We start from the raw sequence: 18,140 nt of genomic DNA, 5'->3' as shown, positions 1-18,140 counted from the left end.
GATAAACAGGGTTGTTTATCTTTAGCTTTTGAGGAATCAAATGCTGCGCTCTTTAACAAAACGGAAGAAGGTTGTGTCACTTGGGCTGATGAGGCCTGGGTGATGCGTTGTGATTGCATCGATCTTTGTATGGAGTATGAAGATCGCACAAATATGAGTTTGCCTGTAGCCGCTCTCTGACGAGAGCACAAGGTTATAGGATCAAGCGACTAAGTGCATGTGGTGGATGCCTAGGCGATCACAGGCGATGAAGGACGTGCAAGCCTGCGAAAAGCGGGGGGGAGCTGGCAATGAAGCTTTGATCCCCCGATATCCGAATGGGGAAACCCACTCAGCAATGAGTATCTTTATCTGAATACATAGGATATTGAGGCGAACCCGGTGAACTGAAACATCTAAGTAGCCGGAGGAAAATAAATCAACCGAGATTCCCCAAGTAGTGGCGAGCGAACGGGGAGCAGCCTGCTAGTGATAGCGGAATCGTTAATGGAGCGGAATGGAAAGTCCGGCCGTAGTGGGTGATAGCCCCGTACATGAAAACGAATCCGTGGTACTAAGTTAGCGAAAAGTAGGGCGGGGCACGTGAAACCTTGTCTGAACATGGGGGGACCATCCTCCAAGGCTAAATACTCGTGATCGACCGATAGTGAACTAGTACCGTGAGGGAAAGGCGAAAAGAACCCCGGGAGGGGAGTGAAATAGATCCTGAAACCGCATGCATACAAACAGTGGGAGCGGACTTGTTCCGTGACTGCGTACCTTTTGTATAATGGGTCAGCGACTTACGTTGTGTTGCGAGCTTAACCGAATAGGGGAGGCGTAGCGAAAGCGAGTCTGATAAGGGCGTTTAGTAGCACGGCGTAGACCCGAAACCGGATGATCTATCCATGGCCAGGATGAAGGTGCCGTAACAGGTACTGGAGGTCCGAACCCACTAATGTTGAAAAATTAGGGGATGAGCTGTGGATAGGGGTGAAAGGCTAAACAAATCCGGAAATAGCTGGTTCTCCCCGAAAACTATTTAGGTAGTGCCTCAGGTATCACTTGCGGGGGTAAAGCACTGTTATGGCTAGGGGGTCATCGCGACTTACCAAACCATGGCAAACTCTGAATACCGCAAAGTGCAAGCCTGGGAGACAGACAGTGGGTGCTAACGTCCATTGTCAAGAGGGAAACAACCCAGACCGCCAGCTAAGGTCCCCAAGACACAGTTAAGTGGGAAACGAAGTGGGAAGGCATAGACAGCTAGGAAGTTGGCTTAGAAGCAGCCATCCTTTAAAGAAAGCGTAATAGCTCACTAGTCGAGTCGTCCTGCGCGGAAGATGTAACGGGGCTCAAACTGTGCACCGAAGCTGCGGATATCGAAAGATATGGTAGGGGAGCGTTCTGTAGGTCTGTGAAGGTGTCTTGTAAAGGATGCTGGAGATATCAGAAGTGCGAATGCTGACATGAGTAGCGATAAAGGGAGTGAAAAGCTCCCTCGCCGAAAGCCCAAGGTTTCCTACGCAACGTTCATCGGCGTAGGGTGAGTCGGCCCCTAAGGCGAGGCAGAAATGCGTAGTCGATGGGAAACAGGTCAATATTCCTGTACCGATTCTAGATGCGATGTGGGGACGGAGAAGGTTAGGTCAGCCATCTGTTGGAATAGGTGGTTTAAGCGTGTAGGCGTGCCCCTTAGGCAAATCCGGGGGGCTAAGCTGAGGCGTGACGACGAGGCACTACGGTGCTGAAGTGATTGATACCAAGCTTCCAGGAAAAGCCACTAAGCTTCAGTCTAGAATTGACCGTACCGCAAACCGACACAGGTGGGCAGGATGAAAATTCTAAGGCGCTTGAGAGAACTCAGGAGAAGGAACTCGGCAAATTAACACCGTAACTTCGGGAGAAGGTGTGCCCCGGTAGGTTGTAGAGCCTCGCGCTCGAAGGCCGATGGGGTTGCAGTGAAATGGTGGCTGCGACTGTTTAATAAAAACACAGCACTCTGCAAACACGAAAGTGGACGTATAGGGTGTGACGCCTGCCCGGTGCCGGAAGGTTAATTGATGGGGTGCAAGCTCTTGATCGAAGCCCCGGTAAACGGCGGCCGTAACTATAACGGTCCTAAGGTAGCGAAATTCCTTGTCGGGTAAGTTCCGACCTGCACGAATGGCGTAACGATGGCCACACTGTCTCCTCCTGAGACTCAGCGAAGTTGAAATGTTTGTGAAGATGCAATCTCCCCGCGGCAAGACGGAAAGACCCCATGAACCTTTACTGTAGCTTTGCATTGGACTTTGAATCGGTCTGTGTAGGATAGGTGGGAGGCTGTGAAACCGGGACGCTAGTTTCGGTGGAGCCAACCTTGAAATACCACCCTGATTTATTTGAGGTTCTAACCTTGATCCGTGAATCCGGATCGGGGACCGTGCATGGTGGGCAGTTTGACTGGGGCGGTCTCCTCCCAAAAGGTAACGGAGGAGTACGAAGGTACGCTTAGGGCGGTCGGACATCGCCCATAAAGTGCAATGGCAAAAGCGTGCTTGACTGCGAGACCCACAAGTCGAGCAGGTGCGAAAGCAGGTCATAGTGATCCGGTGGTTCTGTATGGAAGGGCCATCGCTCAACGGATAAAAGGTACTCTGGGGATAACAGGCTGATACCGCCCAAGAGTTCATATCGACGGCGGTGTTTGGCACCTCGATGTCGGCTCATCTCATCCTGGGGCTGTAGCCGGTCCCAAGGGTATGGCTGTTCGCCATTTAAAGAGGTACGTGAGCTGGGTTTAAAACGTCGTGAGACAGTTTGGTCCCTATCTGCCGTGGGCGCTGGAAATTTGAAGGGGGCTGCTCCTAGTACGAGAGGACCGGAGTGGACGAACCTCTGGTGTACCGGTTATGACGCCAGTCGTATCGCCGGGTAGCTATGTTCGGAAGAGATAAACGCTGAAAGCATCTAAGCGTGAAACTCGCCTTAAGATAAGATTTCCCGGAGTCTTGAACTCCCTAAAGGGTCGTCGAAGACCACGACGTTGATAGGTCAGGTGTGGAAGCGCAGTAATGCGTTAAGCTAACTGATACTAATTGCCCGTGCGGCTTGATCCTATAACCTTGTAAGACACTGCAGCAACTCATAGCAGTCACAACAACAACCTTCCTCCCCGTTTTGCGTTTGCCGCGCTTCAATACGCGACAAACACACAAGTTACGCTTGGCGGCAATAGCCCTCTGGACCCACCCCTTCCCTTCCCGAACAGGACCGTGAAACAGATGAGCGCCGATGATAGTGAGCTTCCGCTCGCGAAAGTAGGTCACCGCCAGGCTCCCATTCAAAACCCCGTTAGCAACAGCTAACGGGGTTTTTGTCGTCTACTACATCTAAACATCCACTTGAGAAATTCAAACTGCTGATCTCTTGAAATTCGAGCGAAAGGCCCCATCTCCCGATTCACGTTCTTAATGTTTTATTGGGAGTTTCAAGCATGTCAGAGTCCGCAAGCGCGAGCACCAATCGCGAAACCCTGGGGTTCCAGGCTGAAGTCAAACAACTGCTGCAATTGATGATCCACTCCTTGTACAGCAACAAGGAGATTTTTTTGCGCGAGCTTGTTTCCAATGCTTCCGATGCCTGTGACAAGCTGCGCTTCGAAGCACTGAACAACGGTGCACTATACGGCGATGATAGCGATCTGAAGATCCGCGTTTCCTTCGACAAGGAAGCCCGCACCATCACCATTTCCGATAACGGTATCGGCCTGTCGCGGGATGAGGCGGTCGAGCACCTCGGGACCATTGCCAAGTCCGGCACCAAGGAATTCTTCTCCGCGCTGACTGGCGACCAGGCCAAGGATGCGCATCTGATCGGGCAGTTCGGTGTCGGTTTCTATTCCTCCTTCATCATTGCCGACAAGGTCACCGTGGTTTCCCGGCGCGCAGGCGTCGAAGCCAACCAGGCCGTCTGCTGGGAATCCGGTGGCGAGGGTGATTACACCGTCGAGATGGTTGAAAAGGCAACGCGCGGTACCGACGTGACGCTGCACCTGCGCGAAGGCGAGGACGAATTCCTCGGCGGCTGGAAACTGAAGTCGATCATTCGCAAGTACTCCGATCACATCACGCTGCCGATCGTGATGAAGAAAGAGGAGTGGAATCAGGAGAAGGGCGAGCAGCTCATTACTGACGAAGACGAAACGGTCAACCAGGCTAATGCGCTGTGGGTTCGTGGCAAGTCCGATATCACCGACGAGCAGTACAAAGAGTTCTACAAGCACGTCGCCCACGATTTTGAAGATCCGCTGGCCTGGACCCATGCCCGCGTCGAAGGCAAGCAGGAATACACCCAGCTGCTCTACATCCCGGCCCGTGCCCCGTTCGACCTGTGGGACCGCAATGCTCGCCACGGCATCAAACTCTATGTGCGTCGCGTCTTCATCATGGACGATGCCGAACAGTTGATGCCGCTCTATATGCGCTTCGTGCGCGGAGTGGTCGATTCTGCCGACCTGCCGCTCAATGTGTCGCGCGAAATTCTGCAGCAGAGCAAGGATATCGACGGCATCCGCAGCGGTTGTACGCGCAAGGTGCTCGGCATGCTGGAAGACCTGGCCGAGAACGACAAGGAAAAGTACGCGACGTTCTGGGGGGCCTTCGGTTCGGTGCTCAAGGAAGGCGTTGGTGAAGACTTCGCCAACAAGGACAAGATTGCTGGTCTGATCCGCTTTGCCTCGACGCATAACGACACGTCGGAGCAGACTGTGTCGCTGGCCGACTACATCGGCCGCATGAAAGAAGGCCAGGAGAAGATTTACTACGTCACTGCCGATACCTTCAATGCCGCCAGGAATAGTCCGCACCTCGAAATCTTCCGCAAGAAGGGCATCGAAGTGCTGTTGCTTTCCGACCGTGTTGACGAGTGGGTTGTCGGCCATCTGACCGAGTTCGACGGCAAGCATCTGCAGTCTGTCGCCAAGGGTGGCCTCGATCTCGGCAAGCTGGAAGACGAGGAAGAAAAGAAGGAAGCCGAGAAGGCTGCCGACGAGTACAAGGAATTGCTGGAGAAGGTGAAGACCTCGCTTGGCGACAAGGTGAAGGACGTTCGCGTCACCTACCGCCTGACCGACTCGCCGTCCTGCCTGGTTTCCGACGAGCACGATCCTTCCGGTAATCTGGCTCGCCTGCTCAAGGCGGCCGGACAGAATGCACCGGCGACCAAGCCGATCCTCGAAATCAACCCGCAGCACCCGGCGGTGATGCGTCTGAAATACGAGGAAAATCGCTTCGACGACTGGGCTGCCTTGTTGTTCGAACAAGCCATGTTGGCCGAAGGTGGCCAGCTTGACGATCCGGCCGGCTTCGTCAAACGCATCAACGACCTGATGATGGCCTTGTCAGGCAAGTAACGCGGCACAGCGAAGAAACTCAAACGGGGCGTTCAGCCCCGTTTTTCTTTTGGCAAGCACCCATAATGCTCCCGATGAATTCTGAAGCTTTACAACTGTTGGTCACCCGTACCATGCCCTACGGCAAGTACAAGGGGCGCCTGATTGCCGATTTGCCCGGCCATTACCTGAACTGGTTTGCCCGTGAGGGATTTCCGAAAGGTGAGATCGGTCGTTTGCTGGCGCTGATGCAGGAACTCGATCACAATGGTCTGGCTTCACTGCTCGATCCGCTACGCCAGCGCTGATCGCCGAAGGGCCGCGGTAAAGGAGTGCAAATCTGAGCGGCCGGCGTTACAAAGGCTCACGAATCGCATGCTATATTGCGCCGCATGAATGACAAGACAGTAGGCGAACACCGTCTGTCCATCAGCGAAGTTTTGCAGATGATGGTTGATGACGGGATGGTTACGCAGGAAACGGCCGAAGCGCTGAAGAACGAGCGGCGCCTGCATGGCGGCAAGATTCATCCGCTGATCGTCATTGCCGATCAGAAGTGGCGGACGACCCGGCCGCCCGTCAGGTTGCTCAGTCTCGAGGTATTGACCGAGTGGCTGGCCGGCCGGAGCGGGCTCGATTATCTGCATATCGATCCGCTCAAGATAGATTTCACCGGTGTCGCAGAAATCATGTCGAGCGCCTATGCGGCGCGCTTCGGCATTCTTCCGGTGCAGGTAACGACGCGCGAAGTGGTGATTGCGACGGCCGAACCCTATATCAAGGAATGGGTCGAGGAACTGAAGCCGATCCTGCGCAAGGAGATTCGCCGGGTGATGGCCAACCCGGACGATATCGGCCGTTATCTGGTCGAGTTTTTCAACCTTGCCAAATCGGTCAAGAAAGCGGCGGCCAGGGGAGAAACCACCGCCGGCCTGTCGAGTTTCGAACAACTGGTCGAACTGGGTAAGGGCAATCGGCAATTCGACGCCAACGACCAGCATATCGTCCATATTGTCGATTGGCTGTGGCAATACGCCTTCGACCAGCGGGCTTCCGACATTCACATCGAACCGCGCCGCGATCTCGGTATCGTCCGCTTCCGCATCGACGGCGTGTTGCATCAGGTCTACCAGATTCCGATGGCGGTGATGAACGCGATGACCAGCCGCATCAAGCTGCTCGGTCGCATGGACGTCATCGAAAAGCGCCGGCCGCAGGATGGGCGGATCAAGACCCGCACGCCGGCCGGGCAGGAGGTCGAACTGCGTCTATCGACGCTGCCGACGGCTTTTGGTGAAAAGCTGGTGATGCGGATTTTCGACCCGGAAGTGCTGGTCCGCGATTTCCGTTCGCTGGGCTTTTCCGAAGATGACCAGACGCGCTGGCGGCAGATGACCCAGGCGCCGAACGGCATCATTCTGGTTACCGGCCCGACCGGTTCGGGCAAGACGACGACGCTGTACACGACGCTGAAGCAGTTGGCGACGCCGGAGGTCAATGTATGCACCATCGAGGATCCGATCGAGATGGTCGAGTCCGCGTTCAATCAGATGCAGGTCCAGCACAGTATCGACATGGGCTTCGCCGATGGCGTGCGTGCCTTGATGCGGCAGGACCCGGACATCGTGATGATCGGCGAAATCCGCGATCTGGAAACCGCTGAAATGGCCATCCAGGCGGCGTTGACCGGGCATCTCGTGTTGTCCACGCTGCACACCAACGACGCGCCATCGGCGATTACCCGCCTGCTCGATCTCGGGGTGCCGGCCTATCTGATCAATTCAACGCTGCTCGGCATCATGGCCCAGCGTCTGGTGCGCACCCTGTGCCCGCATTGCAAGAAAGCGGTGCCGACCAACGATGAGCAGCGCGCCGCCTGGCGATCACTGGTCGCGCCGTGGAAGTCGGGCGAACCGGCCCAGATCTACCAGCCGGTTGGCTGCCTGGAGTGCCGGATGACCGGCTATACCGGGCGCGTCGGCATCTATGAAATTCTCGTCAACTCGGTTGAAGTGCGCCGCCTGATCAATCCCCAGATGGAAGTGGCCAAGTTGCGCGAGCAGGCCTATCGCGAAGGCATGCGACCGCTACGGATTTCCGGTGCAATGAAAGTGGCGCAGGGGGTGACTTCGCTGGAAGAGATCATCAAGGTGGCGCCGCCAGCCGACGACGTTTGACGTCGGCAAGGGGCGCTTCGTCTCTTATCGGACGCAGAATTTGTCGTTGCGTGGGCAGGGTTTGCCGGGCTTGACCTCAGGGTGGGGCGCCGGATGCGGGACGGGCCCGGGAGGCTGTCCGTAATTGCCCTGACACAGCGCCATGCGCCGATTCTGTTCGGCCGGCGCCAGCCTGAGTCGGAGAACATTCTGGACACAGTGGTCCACCGCGCCACCGAGTCCGCCACCGCCAAATACCGGAACCTGGACCACTGCCGGCTCGGTTTTCGCCTTGGCCCGGCAGATTGCTTCAAGTTCCGCCCGCCGCGCCGCATCGACCGGATGCTGCGCCAGTTCGCGCAGGCATTCGCTCATGCTGTCCGACTGATAAACCCCTTGCTGGGCGGCCGCCTGGCGTTCTCCTGCCTGCCGCTGGCGCTCCGCCGCTTCGTCGGCCCGCTGGGCGGCTTCGCGCTGATCGACATAGTTGCGCATCCGCGCGACATCCCGCTCCGCCTGCTGGCGGGTCTCCTCCGGCACCGTGTCGTCGGGACGAACGGTCAGCGTACCGCTACCGCTCGGACAGGGAGAATTGGCAATCTCGGTCTTGCCGTTCGGCAGACGGCATTTGTAGATTTCCGCCTGCACCGGCAGGGCGAGCAGGCAAGCGGCGAAGAGGGTGAGCAGAATCTTGTTCATGGCTTCTTTATAGCTCAAACGCTTCGAATCGGGCGGCCGTTGACGAGAAAAGCGCTCCGGAGAGCGCTTTTCTCAGAGGACCGACTGGGGATTAAAGAATCATCCCCGCGCCGACCGTGTTGTTGTTGCTTTCGTCGATGATGATGAAAGCCCCGGTACCGCGGTTTTCCAGGTAGGGGTCGGCGAACAGCGGCTGGGCCAGCTTGAAGGTGACCTGGGCGATATCGTTCATCGCCAGCTTTTCGGCCGGGACTTTTTCCAGCGTATTGACATCCAGACGATGGTCGATGGCGGCCAGCTTGGCCTTCGAATCGCGCGTCGTGTGGCGGATCAGGTAGGTGCGGGCGCGGTCCATTGGCGCTTCGGCCATCCAGCAGACGGTGGCTTCGATCTGCTTGACGGCGGCCGGGACTTCGCTCGACTTGACGATCATGTCGCCGCGCGAGGTATCGATCTGGTCGGCGAGCAGGATGGTTACCGATTGTTCGGTGACGGCTTGCGGAATATCGACGCCGCCGATCTGGATGGCCTTGACCGTCGAGGTCAGGCCGTTCGGCAGCACCGTGACGGCATCGCCGACTTTCAGCGTGCCGGCTTCGACGCGGCCCATGAAACCGCGGTAGTCGTGCAGCTCCGGGTTGGCCGAATCCTGTGGGCGGCAGACGTACTGGACCGGGAAGCGGAATTTCTCGGTGTGTTCGGTATGGGCGGCCGGGGCGGCTTCAAGGATTTCGAGCAGGGTTGGGCCGTCATACCAGTTCAGGCTGTCGCCGCGGTCGACGATCATGTCGCCGTTCAGTGCCGAGAGCGGCAGGAAGCGGACATCCTCGATACCGACCTTGGCGGCGAATTCGAGGTAGTCGGCCTTGATTTTCTCGTAGGTGTCCTGCGAGTAATCGACCAGGTCCATCTTGTTGATGGCGACGACCAGATGCGGAATGCCGACTAGTGCAGCCAGTTTCGAGTGACGGCGGGTCTGGGTCAGCATGCCCTTGCGTGCATCGATCAGGATGATCGCGAGGTTGGCGGTCGAGGCGGCGGTCACCATGTTGCGGGTGTACTGCTCGTGGCCCGGCGCGTCGGCGATGATGTACTTGCGCGTCCCGGTCGAAAAATAGCGGTAGGCGACGTCGATGGTGATGCCCTGTTCGCGCTCGGCCTGCAGGCCGTCGGTGAGCAGCGAGAGGTCAACCGCGCCGAGGCCGCGCTTTTCCGAGGTCTTGGCAATGGCCGACAGCGTGTCGGCGAGGATGGTCTTGGTATCGAACAGCAGGCGGCCGATCAGGGTGCTCTTGCCGTCATCGACGCTGCCGCAGGTCAAAAAGCGCAGCAGGCCGTGGTCTTCAACTTGGGCGGTCATCAGAAGTAACCCTCTTTCTTGCGTTGTTCCATGGAGGCGTCGCTGGTCTGGTCGTCCAGACGCGTCGCGCCGCGCTCGGTGATGGTGGTGGTGGCGGTTTCGAGAACGATCTTGGAAACCGTGTCGGCGTCCGACTCGACCGGGGCGGTACAGGAAATATCGCCGACGGTGCGGAAGCGCACCTGCAGGTCGACGATCTCTTCGCCGGCCTTCACCGGGTTGGCGATTTCGCCGGAGACGAGCGGCACATTGACCGGCACGATGGAACCCTGGCGGATGACCACCGGGCGGGTATGGGCGAAGTAGATCGACGGCAGTTCCAGGCCTTCGCGCTCGATGTATTGCCAGACGTCCATTTCCGTCCAGTTCGAGATCGGGAAGGCGCGGATGTTCTCGCCCTTGTGGCTGCGGGCGTTGTACAGGCTCCACAGTTCCGGGCGCTGGTTTTTCGGATCCCATTGGCCGAACTCGTCGCGGAAGCTGAAGATGCGTTCCTTGGCGCGCGCCTTTTCCTCGTCGCGCCGGGCGCCGCCGATGCAGCAGTCGAAACCGAATTCCTCGATGGCTTCGAGCAGGGTTACCGACTGGTGCTTGTTGCGCGATTCGCCTTCATGCTTCAGGACGACGGTGCCGCGGGCCATCGAGTCTTCGACGGAGCGGACGATCAGCCGTTCGCCCAGTTCGGCAGCGCGCTGGTCGCGGAAGGCGATGACTTCCTGGTAATTGTGGCCGGTGTCGATATGCAGCAGCGGGAAGGGGAACTTGCCGGGGCGGAAGGCCTTTTCGGCCAGGCGCAGCAGGCAGAGCGAGTCCTTGCCGCCGGAAAAGAGCAGTACCGGGTTGGAACACTGGCCGGCCACTTCGCGCATGATGTGGATGGCTTCGGCTTCGAGCCAGTCGAGGTGGCTGAGCGTGGTGCCTTGAGTCGTTTGGGTCATCGCTGGTAAATCCGCGTGGATTGTTGAATGGCGTCATTGTAGCAAGGGCTTAATATTCGTTTAAGAACAAGTGCTCATCTTATTATTGCCATTGGTTATAAGTGACGGATTCCGGAAAGGGAACGTTTTCGACGTGCATCGGTCATTTGAAAGACAGTATCGCTCTGTCATCACACTGAATAAGGAGAAGAATATGAATCGCCATGCAACTTACGCCCTGTCCGTCCTTTCCATCGTCTTCCTTGGCGCCTGTGCAACCGGAATGGGAGGGCCTTCGGCTAGCGCTGATCTGGCTGCACGCTCGGGCAGTACCGTGTCGGGCAATGTCGTTTTCAGTGAAGCCGCCGGCAAGTTGCGCGTCGAGGCCACGGTGGCCGGGCTGACGCCCGGAGAGCACGGTTTCCACGTACACGAAGCGGGCGATTGCAGTGCGCCGGATGCGAGCAGCGCCAAGGGGCATTTCAATCCGGTCGGCCAGCCGCACGGTCATTACGCTGGCCCCGAGCATCACGGCGGCGATATGCCCAACCTGCTGGCCGATGCCCAGGGAAATGCGCGCTACAGTGCCGAGGTCAGCGGGCTGAGCCTGAGCGGGGCGACGAACGGCATTGTCGGGCGCAGCGTGGTGATTCATGCCGATCCGGACGATTACAAGTCGCAGCCGGCCGGCAACTCCGGCAAGCGCGTTGCCTGCGGGGTGATCGCCGTTCGCTGAACGGATTCAGGGGTTCGGCTGGATCATCGCTGCCGGGACGACCCACTGCTCGTATTCGGCGGCGCTGACATAGCCCAGGCCTAGCGCCGCCGCCCGCAGGGTGAGGTTGTCGCGGTTGGCCAGCTTGGCGATTTCTGCAGCCTTGTCGTAGCCGATATGCGGCGCGAGCGCGGTGACGAGCATCAGCGAGCGTTCCAGCAGTTCGGCGATGCGCTCGTCGTTGGCCGCAATGCCCTGAACGCAATGGCGGTCGAAACTGCGCAGGCCGTCGGCGAGCAGGCGGACGCTTTGCAGGAAGTTATGGGCGATCAGCGGCTTGAAGACGTTCAGCTCGAAATTGCCGGAGGCGCCGCCGATGCTGATTGCCACGTCGTTGCCGATGACCTGGCAACAGAGCATGGTGAGCGCTTCGCACTGGGTCGGATTGACCTTGCCGGGCATGATCGAACTGCCCGGCTCATTTTCCGGAATGCGGATCTCACCCAGCCCGGAGCGTGGCCCGGAGGCCAGCCAACGGATGTCGTTGGCGATTTTCATCAAGGCCACGGCCAGTGTTTTCAGTGCGCCATGGGCGGCGACCAGCCCGTCGTTGGCGGCCAGCGCGGCGAACTTGTTGGCGGCGCTGGTGAAGGGCAGGGCGGTTTGATCAGCCAGTTTGGCGGCGACCCGGAAACCGAATTCCGGATGCGTGTTGAGCCCGGTGCCGACCGCCGTGCCGCCGACCGCCAGCGGGTAGAGCGACGGCAGGCTGGCGGTAATGACGGCCTCGGCATGCTCCAGTTGGGCGACGTAGCCGGAAAATTCCTGGCCGAGCGACAACGGCGTCGCATCCTGCAAATGCGTGCGGCCGATTTTGATGATCCCGCTGAAGGCGGCCGCCTTGCCGGCCAGCGTTGCCGCCAGCTGGCTGAGTGCCGGCAGCAGCTGCCGGCTGATGCCCAGCGTGGCGGCCAGATGCATGGCGGTAGGAAAGATGTCGTTCGACGACTGGCCGAGATTGACGTCGTCGTTGGGATGGATGCGGCGGGTACTGCCGCGTTCGCCGCCCAGCAGTTCCGAGGCGCGATTGGCCAGCACCTCGTTGAGATTCATGTTGCTCTGCGTGCCGGAGCCGGTTTGCCAGACTGCCAGCGGAAACTGGTCGTTGTGCCGGCCGCACACCACCTCGTCGGCCGCCGTCATGATGGCGTTCGCCTTGTCGAGCGGGAGCAGGCCGAGTTCCAGATTGACCATCGCGCAGGTCGCCTTGATCACCGCCAGGGCGTGGATCAGTTCCTCCGGCATGCGTTCGGTGGAAATCGCGAAGTGTTCGAGCGAGCGCTGGGTTTGCGCGCCCCAGAGGCGGTTGGCCGCCACCTCGATGCTCCCGAAACTGTCCTTTTCCAGCCGCGTCATGGCGCTGGTCCTGCCTAATGCCGGGCGCGCAACTCGGCGTTCAACTCGTCGGCGACCTCGGCCCAGTCGGCATCCTGGAGCAAGGCTTCACGCAGGAAACCGGCCTGTGATGCCGTCCAGAAGGGTGCTTCGTGCAGTTGAACGGTTTCGGCCAGCGGGCGGTGGCTTTCGATAAAGCGGGCAATGGCCGCCTCGTCGTTGGGCTGGCCGAGTTGGGCAAACAGATGGCTCATGTTGTGTACGGGACGTTCCATGGTGCACTCTCCTTTTTTTCCCGCGACGCCGGTGTCGCCGCGCCAGGACTATGCATTGGAGTCGGCGGCGCGGCAGAAGTTCGGGCGCTGTAGCAGCGATTCCTGAAGGGCCGGTGGCAAGGGCGGCGATTGCGGCCCTTGCCCCGGCGCCCATGGTGTTCCCTAGAAGCCGACCAGATCATCAACCGGCAGCACGAGTGGGGCGCCGGTTATCCGTTCCAGGGTTTTGCCGACGATGTCGACGTTGTTGTCGAAACCGCCGTGCGAGGCATTTTCGGTCTTCCTCGCCAAGCCGCCAGCGCCGCGCCGCGTGACGAATTTTTCTTCCTGATGAATGGTCAGGCGCTCTTTCAGCTTGCTGATTTTCGCCGCATTGCGCCAGTTGGTCAGGGCTTCGGCCGAACTGGACGAGCCGTCCCAGTCGGCGTACTGCGGGTTATAGACATTCTCCAGACCGAGGATGGGCATCCGCAAATCAGCCTCCAGGGCGTTGGAAACGAAATAGAGCAGGGACTTCTGGTAAATCTGCGCCACGTTGTCGTCCCGCTCGCATTGGTCGCCCAGGATATCCAGATAGAGTTTGTCCATGATCTCGGCTTGCGGTGCGTAGTGCCGGTTGGCAAAAGCGACGGTGCACGCCGGAGCGTACAGATGGACGGACTTGACGCAGGCCGTTAGGTCTTTCTGCGCCAGATTGCCGAGCAGCCGGCCAAGTACGATGGAGCCGGCGGAATGGCCGATCAGGTGCAATTCGAATTTGTCGCCCCAGCTACCGGCCAGCGAATGCAGCGCGTTGGTCAGCAGATCGCCGCCGCGCCCGCTTTCCGCTGCCAGTTCGGCGTTCTCCTTCATTTCGCTCCACAGCGGACGGGCAAAGGGGCGGCCGATGGTTTTTTCGACAATCGGGTCGCTGACCTTGTCGGTTACCCAGCCGCCGACGCCGCCGGCCATGCCCGCTTTGTTGGTCGTCTTGTCGGCCAGGATGTTGCCCAAGGATTCGAGCAGACCGCTCTTCCACACCAGAAACAGCGGGTAGCAGCCATTGCCGAGGAAATACCGTCCCATCGCCTGGGCGCGCTTGATCGCGCCACTTTCGTTGTTGAGGCCGCCGTGGGTATAGATCACCAGCCGCTTTTTCTTCTGCGCGTTCTGCCGGAACCAGGTGTCGGGCAGGATGCATGCCTGATTCTGCAAGGTTCGCGTGACGCCATCGAGTTTGTCGAAGCGGTCGACCCGCCCGTTGTTGCCGAGCACGATACTGTGCCGGTAGGCCGTTTCCTCGTCCCACCAGTTGGTTTGCGCCGCGGCCGATGCGGCCCCCGGCTTTTCCTTGCTGCCGGTCGCCAGACGACCCGAGACGACGCCCGGTACGCCCATCGCGGCAACCCAGACGTCCATCGCATGGGCCATCCAGTCGGCGTAGCCGATTACGGCAAAGCCGCCGGCGCCCCAGTTGTTGCCCCAGGAGTTCTGGATGATGAAGCCGGAACGGTTGAAACCGACCAGGGCGAAAGCGTGCCCGCCACTCCGGGATGGCTTGCCGTCGTAGTCGATGAGCGGCAGGGTGGCATGTGAGCTGGGCGGCTTGGCGCTCGCTTTCACCTTGTCCCAGCCTTTGTGGGTATAGGCCGAGGCATAGATCGCGCCGACATCCTGAATCGCCGCCTGCAAGTCGGTAATGGCCTGCGGGTCGATGCGGTAATACACGCCCAGCGTCCGCTCGATCGAATCGACATCCCAACCCGCGGCCGGCAGGGCTTCGTCGCCCGCCCCGTAAGGCCAGTTGGATTCGAGGCAGACCCCATTGTGATACCAGCCCTTGAGCGCGCCGCGACAACTTGAGCCATCGTAGTTTTCACCCTCGTACTCATCGAAACGCCGGGCGAATTTGTACAGCATGCGCGGACTGACCGACTCAAGCTTCTTCGGCATTCCGCCGGCCCGCCAGCGCAGGTAGTTGATGACGCAGGCCAGGCCGAAGCCGGTGCAGGCGCCTTCTTGTCCCTGGTCGAGAATCAGTCCGGCCTGGGTATAGGCGCCCATGAACTGCTTGATTTCGTCATCCGCCGGGAAGGCCTGCGCCAGCGAGTGGGGCGGCGGCATGTAGGGGCGGTCGCGGAGATCAGCCAGGTCGGGCGTGACATTGAGCGTTGCCCGGCGCGCCGCGACCGGCGCGCCGGCCACGGCCTTGGCGCCGACCAGCGGTAGCACGGCGCTGCCCCATATTTTCTGGGCCATCTGGAAGGTTTCGGAGAAGCGCTCCAGCCCGTGGCTGCCGCCATTGATCACCTTGCGGGCCGCTTTCAAGTCATTCTTGCTCAAGGCTTTGACCAGCTTTTCCCGGTTGGCGCCGAGAAAGGCAGCCAGCAGGCAGGCGGCCACTTCCGGCGCACAGGCACTGTCCGGGTTCTCGGCCAGCGGAATGTTGAGCACCTTGCCAAATTTCTCGTAGTTTTCGCGCCCGGTCAATTGCACGAAACCCCGCCCGCGATAACGTCCGCCATCGCCGGGATTCTTGTTGCCCAGCCGGCCGTCGTAGGCGCTGAAGGCGGCTTGGCCGGGCCGGGTATTGAAATGCGACGGCAGTTCGGCTATCGGCACAAAACCCTCGGTCTCGGCCCGTATGGTGCCCAGCGCGACGGCGATCAGGTTGGCATCGGTCAGGCCGAAGGCGGCCAGTGCGGCGGTGACGTAAGGCAGATTGGTGGCGATGTTCGAGGTTCTGGTGAAGGGAAACAGCTTGGCCACCAACGCCGTGTCCACCTTGACGGTGAGTTCCGCGGGCGGCGAAATCCCCAGGGCAGACAAGCAGCGCGGCCCGCCGATGCCATCCGCCACCAGACCGACGCTCGATTGCCAGGCGCGCAAGGCGGTCTCGGTATCGACATTGAAGTCCTCGCCGGTCGCCAGTCCGGGATAGGTGGCGGCGTCCTCGGCCAGGGCCTTGCGCAAGGCCTTCTTCAGTTCGGCAACCTCCTTGCCGACGTTGCCGCGCATCAGTAGCAGCATGTCAATTTTTGTATTTGCCATTTTCAAGCCTCCTTGTGGTGGTTGAATCAACAACAACGTCGCCGCGGGCAACACATTGTTGTGTCTGTTAAACGCTTACCTGACCAGCGTTTCCCGAGCGGGGGCGGTGCATTCGGTATAGCCGGCCTTGGCCGTGCGGTTTGGGCACCAGGTGTTCAAGTTGACGATGTAGGCATCGCTACGCCGGTTCTTCGCCTTGAAGAGAAGCTGCTCCGCGTCGGAACGATCGGCGGCGGTGGCGACACTACGGAATGAGCCCTGGCGGAAAAAGATCGCGGTGTTGGTGAGGCCGTATTTTTTTGCCGCTGTTTCGGCCTCGTACTGCGCCGCCGCAAGATCGGTGTCGCCGCCGTAAACCACCCCCCATTGCAGCGCGGTGCCCGATGAGGTTTGCGCCTTTTCAACCAGTGCGGCACTTGAGGCAATAGTCACTTGCACACTGGCTTCGACCTTGGCCGAAGCCAGTTTCAGTTTTTTGTTTTCCTCTTCAAGTTCGCTCAGCAGAAGCTTCTCGGCCGGATCGCTGGTCCGTGCTTGGGCCGCGGCCAGTGCCTTGGAGAGCTTTTCGTTCTGGGCCGTCAAGTCGGTGATGTTGGCTTGCGCTTCCTTGAGTGCCTGGTCTGACTCGACCAGTTTGGCCTTCCACTTGAAGCCGACAATGCTGCCTTCCTCAAAGCCGGCGCTGACCAGCAAGTTGTTGAAGGTGGTCGGGAAGGCCAGCAACAGGACTACCAGGGCGAGCAGCAAAGTGTCCCGGACCAGCGCCACGAGGTCCTTCCACGTGCTCAGGAAAGTAGTCTTGCTGTCCGGGTTTGATGGGGTAGTCATAGCGATTGAGGCTATCGCATGGCATATACTAAAAACATCATTCAAATGAATGATCTTGGGGGACGGAGCTAGACTTGATGATGCTCGACGCAGTTTCGCCGCGCTGTCAGCGCAACGAGAAGAATTGCTTGAGCCGGTGATTGACCGACAGAGACAGGAGGGACCGATGCCTGAGCAAATGCACGAACTTGATCGCCTGGCCGGACAGTTGTTTCAGAGCGTTTTGACGCCTGACCGGCTGCCGGAGGTGATGGACTCTCTGGCGACTTGGTTGCAGCCGCTAGCCGGTATCGGAACTCCGGCCGGGGGCGCGGTGCCGAATTGGCCCCGTATCGTCGATCTGTTCGTCCATTGCCGGGCGCTGCGCGAGTTTGCCGATCATGCGGCCAGTTCGGCTCATCCCAGCCATGTCGCGGCGATCATTCTGACGCCGAGTGCCCGGGTTCTCGACTGCGATTACCGGGGCGAGTCGTTTCTCAAGGCCGGCAATGTCATGCGCATGCAGGGTGGTCAACTGCAGTGCACGGTGGCCGGTTTTCAGCCGCGCTTCAACGCGGCGTTGAAGGAAACGGTGGGTACCGGCCGAACGACGAACTTTCTGCTGCATCCGCCGGAGCAGCCGGCACAGCGCTTCAGCCTGACCCTGACCGGGATGCAACCGGGACTCCCGGCCGGAGATGAAGGCGGCGCCGCGAGGATTCACGACATCCTGTGTCTGGTCGCGCCACTCGATGGCCGGCGGATCGCGACGGCGCGCCAGCTGATGGATCTGTTCGGTTTGTCCGCTGCCGAAGCGCGTCTGGCGCGCGCCATCTGTCACGGCGATTCGGTCGAGGAATACGCCCGCGAGCAAGGTTTGCGTTTGCCCACGGTGCGCACCCAGCTCAGTTCGATCTTCAATAAAACCGGCACCACGCGCCAGGCGACGCTGGTTCGCCTGATTGCCGGCATACCGGTGGTGCGCGATCTGGCCTAGCTTGCCTGGGCGCCGTTCAGGAAGCGCCGGCGCAGATAGCTGATGATCTTGGCCGACTCGTACAGCCACTGGCTGTGGCCGGCCTGATCGGTGATTTTCAGGCAAGGCACCTTGGCCTGTCCGCCGCCGTGCACCAGGTCTTCGCGATTTTTCCCCGGCTGCTGCGCGTCACGTTGCTCGATGTTCAGCGACAGGCGGCGCATTTCCTGCCTGACCTTGATGCAGAAAGGGCAGGTCTTGTATTGATAGAGCACGATGCTGCTGCATTGCCGATCGACTTCGTCCTGTGCTGCTGGTGGGCGAACCAGACCGGTCGGCCGGGTCAGCCGCTCGCCCAGCAGCAGCAAGGGGCCGATGACGAGGCGCAGGGTTTTGAAGAAGGCTCTGATGACAGTTTTCATGGTCGATTCCGGGAATGTGGCGGGAGACTGCCGGG

General features: G+C 59.6%; 13 protein-coding genes and 2 rRNA genes. 7 read left to right on the top strand and 8 right to left on the bottom strand.

The window, feature by feature from the left end; translation table 11 throughout:
- Positions 1-199: 199 nt before the first annotated feature.
- The 5 genes from KI611_RS13855 to KI611_RS13835 all read left to right on the top strand — a co-directional run bounded on the left by KI611_RS13855 (position 200) and on the right by KI611_RS13835 (position 7,530).
- Positions 200-3,080 (top strand): 23S ribosomal RNA (locus tag KI611_RS13855).
- 105 nt (positions 3,081-3,185) lie between these two features.
- A 5S ribosomal RNA gene (gene rrf, locus KI611_RS13850) occupies positions 3,186-3,298 on the top strand.
- Positions 3,299-3,457: 159 nt separating this feature from the next.
- Positions 3,458-5,374, top strand: coding sequence for a molecular chaperone HtpG (htpG, locus tag KI611_RS13845; protein ID WP_226416245.1), 1,917 nt, complete (start codon positions 3,458-3,460; stop codon positions 5,372-5,374).
- Positions 5,375-5,448: 74 nt separating this feature from the next.
- Positions 5,449-5,661, top strand: a complete 213-nt coding sequence (locus KI611_RS13840; protein WP_226416244.1) for a DUF3820 family protein — start codon at positions 5,449-5,451, stop codon at positions 5,659-5,661.
- An 84-nt stretch (positions 5,662-5,745) separates the two neighbouring features.
- Positions 5,746-7,530 carry a GspE/PulE family protein gene (locus tag KI611_RS13835; RefSeq protein ID WP_226416243.1) on the top strand — a complete coding sequence of 595 codons (1,785 nt, stop codon included), beginning with the start codon at positions 5,746-5,748 and terminating at the stop codon, positions 7,528-7,530.
- 24 nt (positions 7,531-7,554) lie between these two features.
- Here KI611_RS13835 and KI611_RS13830 read toward each other — a convergent pair whose 3' ends face one another.
- From KI611_RS13830 to cysD, 3 genes are all read right to left on the bottom strand, one after another.
- The gene (locus KI611_RS13830) at positions 7,555-8,208 is read right to left on the bottom strand and encodes a DUF4124 domain-containing protein (protein WP_226416242.1); all 654 of its coding nucleotides are present in this window, start codon (positions 8,206-8,208) and stop codon (positions 7,555-7,557) included.
- A 91-nt stretch (positions 8,209-8,299) separates the two neighbouring features.
- Positions 8,300-9,568 carry a sulfate adenylyltransferase subunit 1 gene (locus tag KI611_RS13825; protein ID WP_226416241.1) on the bottom strand — a complete coding sequence of 423 codons (1,269 nt, stop codon included), beginning with the start codon at positions 9,566-9,568 and terminating at the stop codon, positions 8,300-8,302.
- The gene (cysD, locus tag KI611_RS13820) at positions 9,568-10,506 is read right to left on the bottom strand and encodes a sulfate adenylyltransferase subunit CysD (RefSeq protein ID WP_226416240.1); all 939 of its coding nucleotides are present in this window, start codon (positions 10,504-10,506) and stop codon (positions 9,568-9,570) included. Before cysD ends, KI611_RS13825 begins: the two co-directional genes overlap by 1 nt.
- Before the next feature lie 193 nt (positions 10,507-10,699).
- Here cysD and KI611_RS13815 point away from each other — a divergent pair, with 193 nt between their 5' ends.
- The gene (locus tag KI611_RS13815; protein ID WP_226416239.1) at positions 10,700-11,221 is read left to right on the top strand and encodes a superoxide dismutase family protein; all 522 of its coding nucleotides are present in this window, start codon (positions 10,700-10,702) and stop codon (positions 11,219-11,221) included.
- Between the two features lie 6 nt (positions 11,222-11,227).
- On the opposite strand, the gene fumC is transcribed toward KI611_RS13815, so the two are convergent.
- The 4 genes from fumC to KI611_RS13795 all read right to left on the bottom strand — a co-directional run bounded on the left by fumC (position 11,228) and on the right by KI611_RS13795 (position 16,728).
- Positions 11,228-12,616, bottom strand: coding sequence for a class II fumarate hydratase (gene fumC, locus KI611_RS13810; RefSeq protein WP_226416238.1), 1,389 nt, complete (start codon positions 12,614-12,616; stop codon positions 11,228-11,230).
- 14 nt (positions 12,617-12,630) lie between these two features.
- Complete coding sequence (locus tag KI611_RS13805) at positions 12,631-12,870, bottom strand: DUF2789 domain-containing protein (RefSeq protein ID WP_226416237.1); 240 nt, start codon at positions 12,868-12,870, stop codon at positions 12,631-12,633.
- Positions 12,871-13,032: 162 nt separating this feature from the next.
- On the bottom strand, positions 13,033-15,900 hold the full coding sequence (locus KI611_RS13800) for a peptidoglycan-binding protein (RefSeq protein WP_226416236.1): 2,868 nt from the start codon (positions 15,898-15,900) through the stop codon (positions 13,033-13,035).
- Between the two features lie 75 nt (positions 15,901-15,975).
- A complete protein-coding gene (locus KI611_RS13795; protein ID WP_226416235.1) occupies positions 15,976-16,728 on the bottom strand; it encodes a hypothetical protein in 753 nt (250 codons plus the stop codon).
- A 166-nt stretch (positions 16,729-16,894) separates the two neighbouring features.
- Here KI611_RS13795 and KI611_RS13790 point away from each other — a divergent pair, with 166 nt between their 5' ends.
- Positions 16,895-17,704 carry a helix-turn-helix transcriptional regulator gene (locus tag KI611_RS13790; RefSeq protein ID WP_226416234.1) on the top strand — a complete coding sequence of 270 codons (810 nt, stop codon included), beginning with the start codon at positions 16,895-16,897 and terminating at the stop codon, positions 17,702-17,704.
- On the opposite strand, the gene KI611_RS13785 is transcribed toward KI611_RS13790, so the two are convergent.
- The gene (locus KI611_RS13785; protein WP_226416233.1) at positions 17,701-18,105 is read right to left on the bottom strand and encodes a glutaredoxin family protein; all 405 of its coding nucleotides are present in this window, start codon (positions 18,103-18,105) and stop codon (positions 17,701-17,703) included. The two genes, KI611_RS13790 and KI611_RS13785, sit on opposite strands and share 4 nt — an antisense overlap.
- Between the last annotated feature and the right edge of the window lie 35 nt (positions 18,106-18,140).

This window comes from Dechloromonas denitrificans, assembly GCF_020510685.1.
Lineage (GTDB): Bacteria > Pseudomonadota > Gammaproteobacteria > Burkholderiales > Rhodocyclaceae > Azonexus > Azonexus denitrificans_A.
This window is presented reverse-complemented; position numbering and strand designations above follow the sequence as displayed.

Bases quoted from the DNA above. Each gene is read 5' to 3' on its own strand.
- KI611_RS13785 (WP_226416233.1), bottom strand. From the start codon at position 18,105: ATGAAAACTGTCATCAGAGCCTTCTTCAAAACCCTGCGCCTCGTCATC.
- KI611_RS13800 (WP_226416236.1), bottom strand. From the start codon at position 15,900: ATGGCAAATACAAAAATTGACATGCTGCTACTGATGCGCGGCAACGTC.
- KI611_RS13815 (WP_226416239.1), top strand. From the start codon at position 10,700: ATGAATCGCCATGCAACTTACGCCCTGTCCGTCCTTTCCATCGTCTTC.
- KI611_RS13825 (WP_226416241.1), bottom strand. From the start codon at position 9,568: ATGACCGCCCAAGTTGAAGACCACGGCCTGCTGCGCTTTTTGACCTGC.
- htpG (WP_226416245.1), top strand. From the start codon at position 3,458: ATGTCAGAGTCCGCAAGCGCGAGCACCAATCGCGAAACCCTGGGGTTC.
- KI611_RS13795 (WP_226416235.1), bottom strand. From the start codon at position 16,728: ATGACTACCCCATCAAACCCGGACAGCAAGACTACTTTCCTGAGCACG.
- KI611_RS13805 (WP_226416237.1), bottom strand. From the start codon at position 12,870: ATGGAACGTCCCGTACACAACATGAGCCATCTGTTTGCCCAACTCGGC.
- KI611_RS13790 (WP_226416234.1), top strand. From the start codon at position 16,895: ATGCCTGAGCAAATGCACGAACTTGATCGCCTGGCCGGACAGTTGTTT.
- KI611_RS13840 (WP_226416244.1), top strand. From the start codon at position 5,449: ATGAATTCTGAAGCTTTACAACTGTTGGTCACCCGTACCATGCCCTAC.
- cysD (WP_226416240.1), bottom strand. From the start codon at position 10,506: ATGACCCAAACGACTCAAGGCACCACGCTCAGCCACCTCGACTGGCTC.
- KI611_RS13835 (WP_226416243.1), top strand. From the start codon at position 5,746: ATGAATGACAAGACAGTAGGCGAACACCGTCTGTCCATCAGCGAAGTT.
- fumC (WP_226416238.1), bottom strand. From the start codon at position 12,616: ATGACGCGGCTGGAAAAGGACAGTTTCGGGAGCATCGAGGTGGCGGCC.
- KI611_RS13830 (WP_226416242.1), bottom strand. From the start codon at position 8,208: ATGAACAAGATTCTGCTCACCCTCTTCGCCGCTTGCCTGCTCGCCCTG.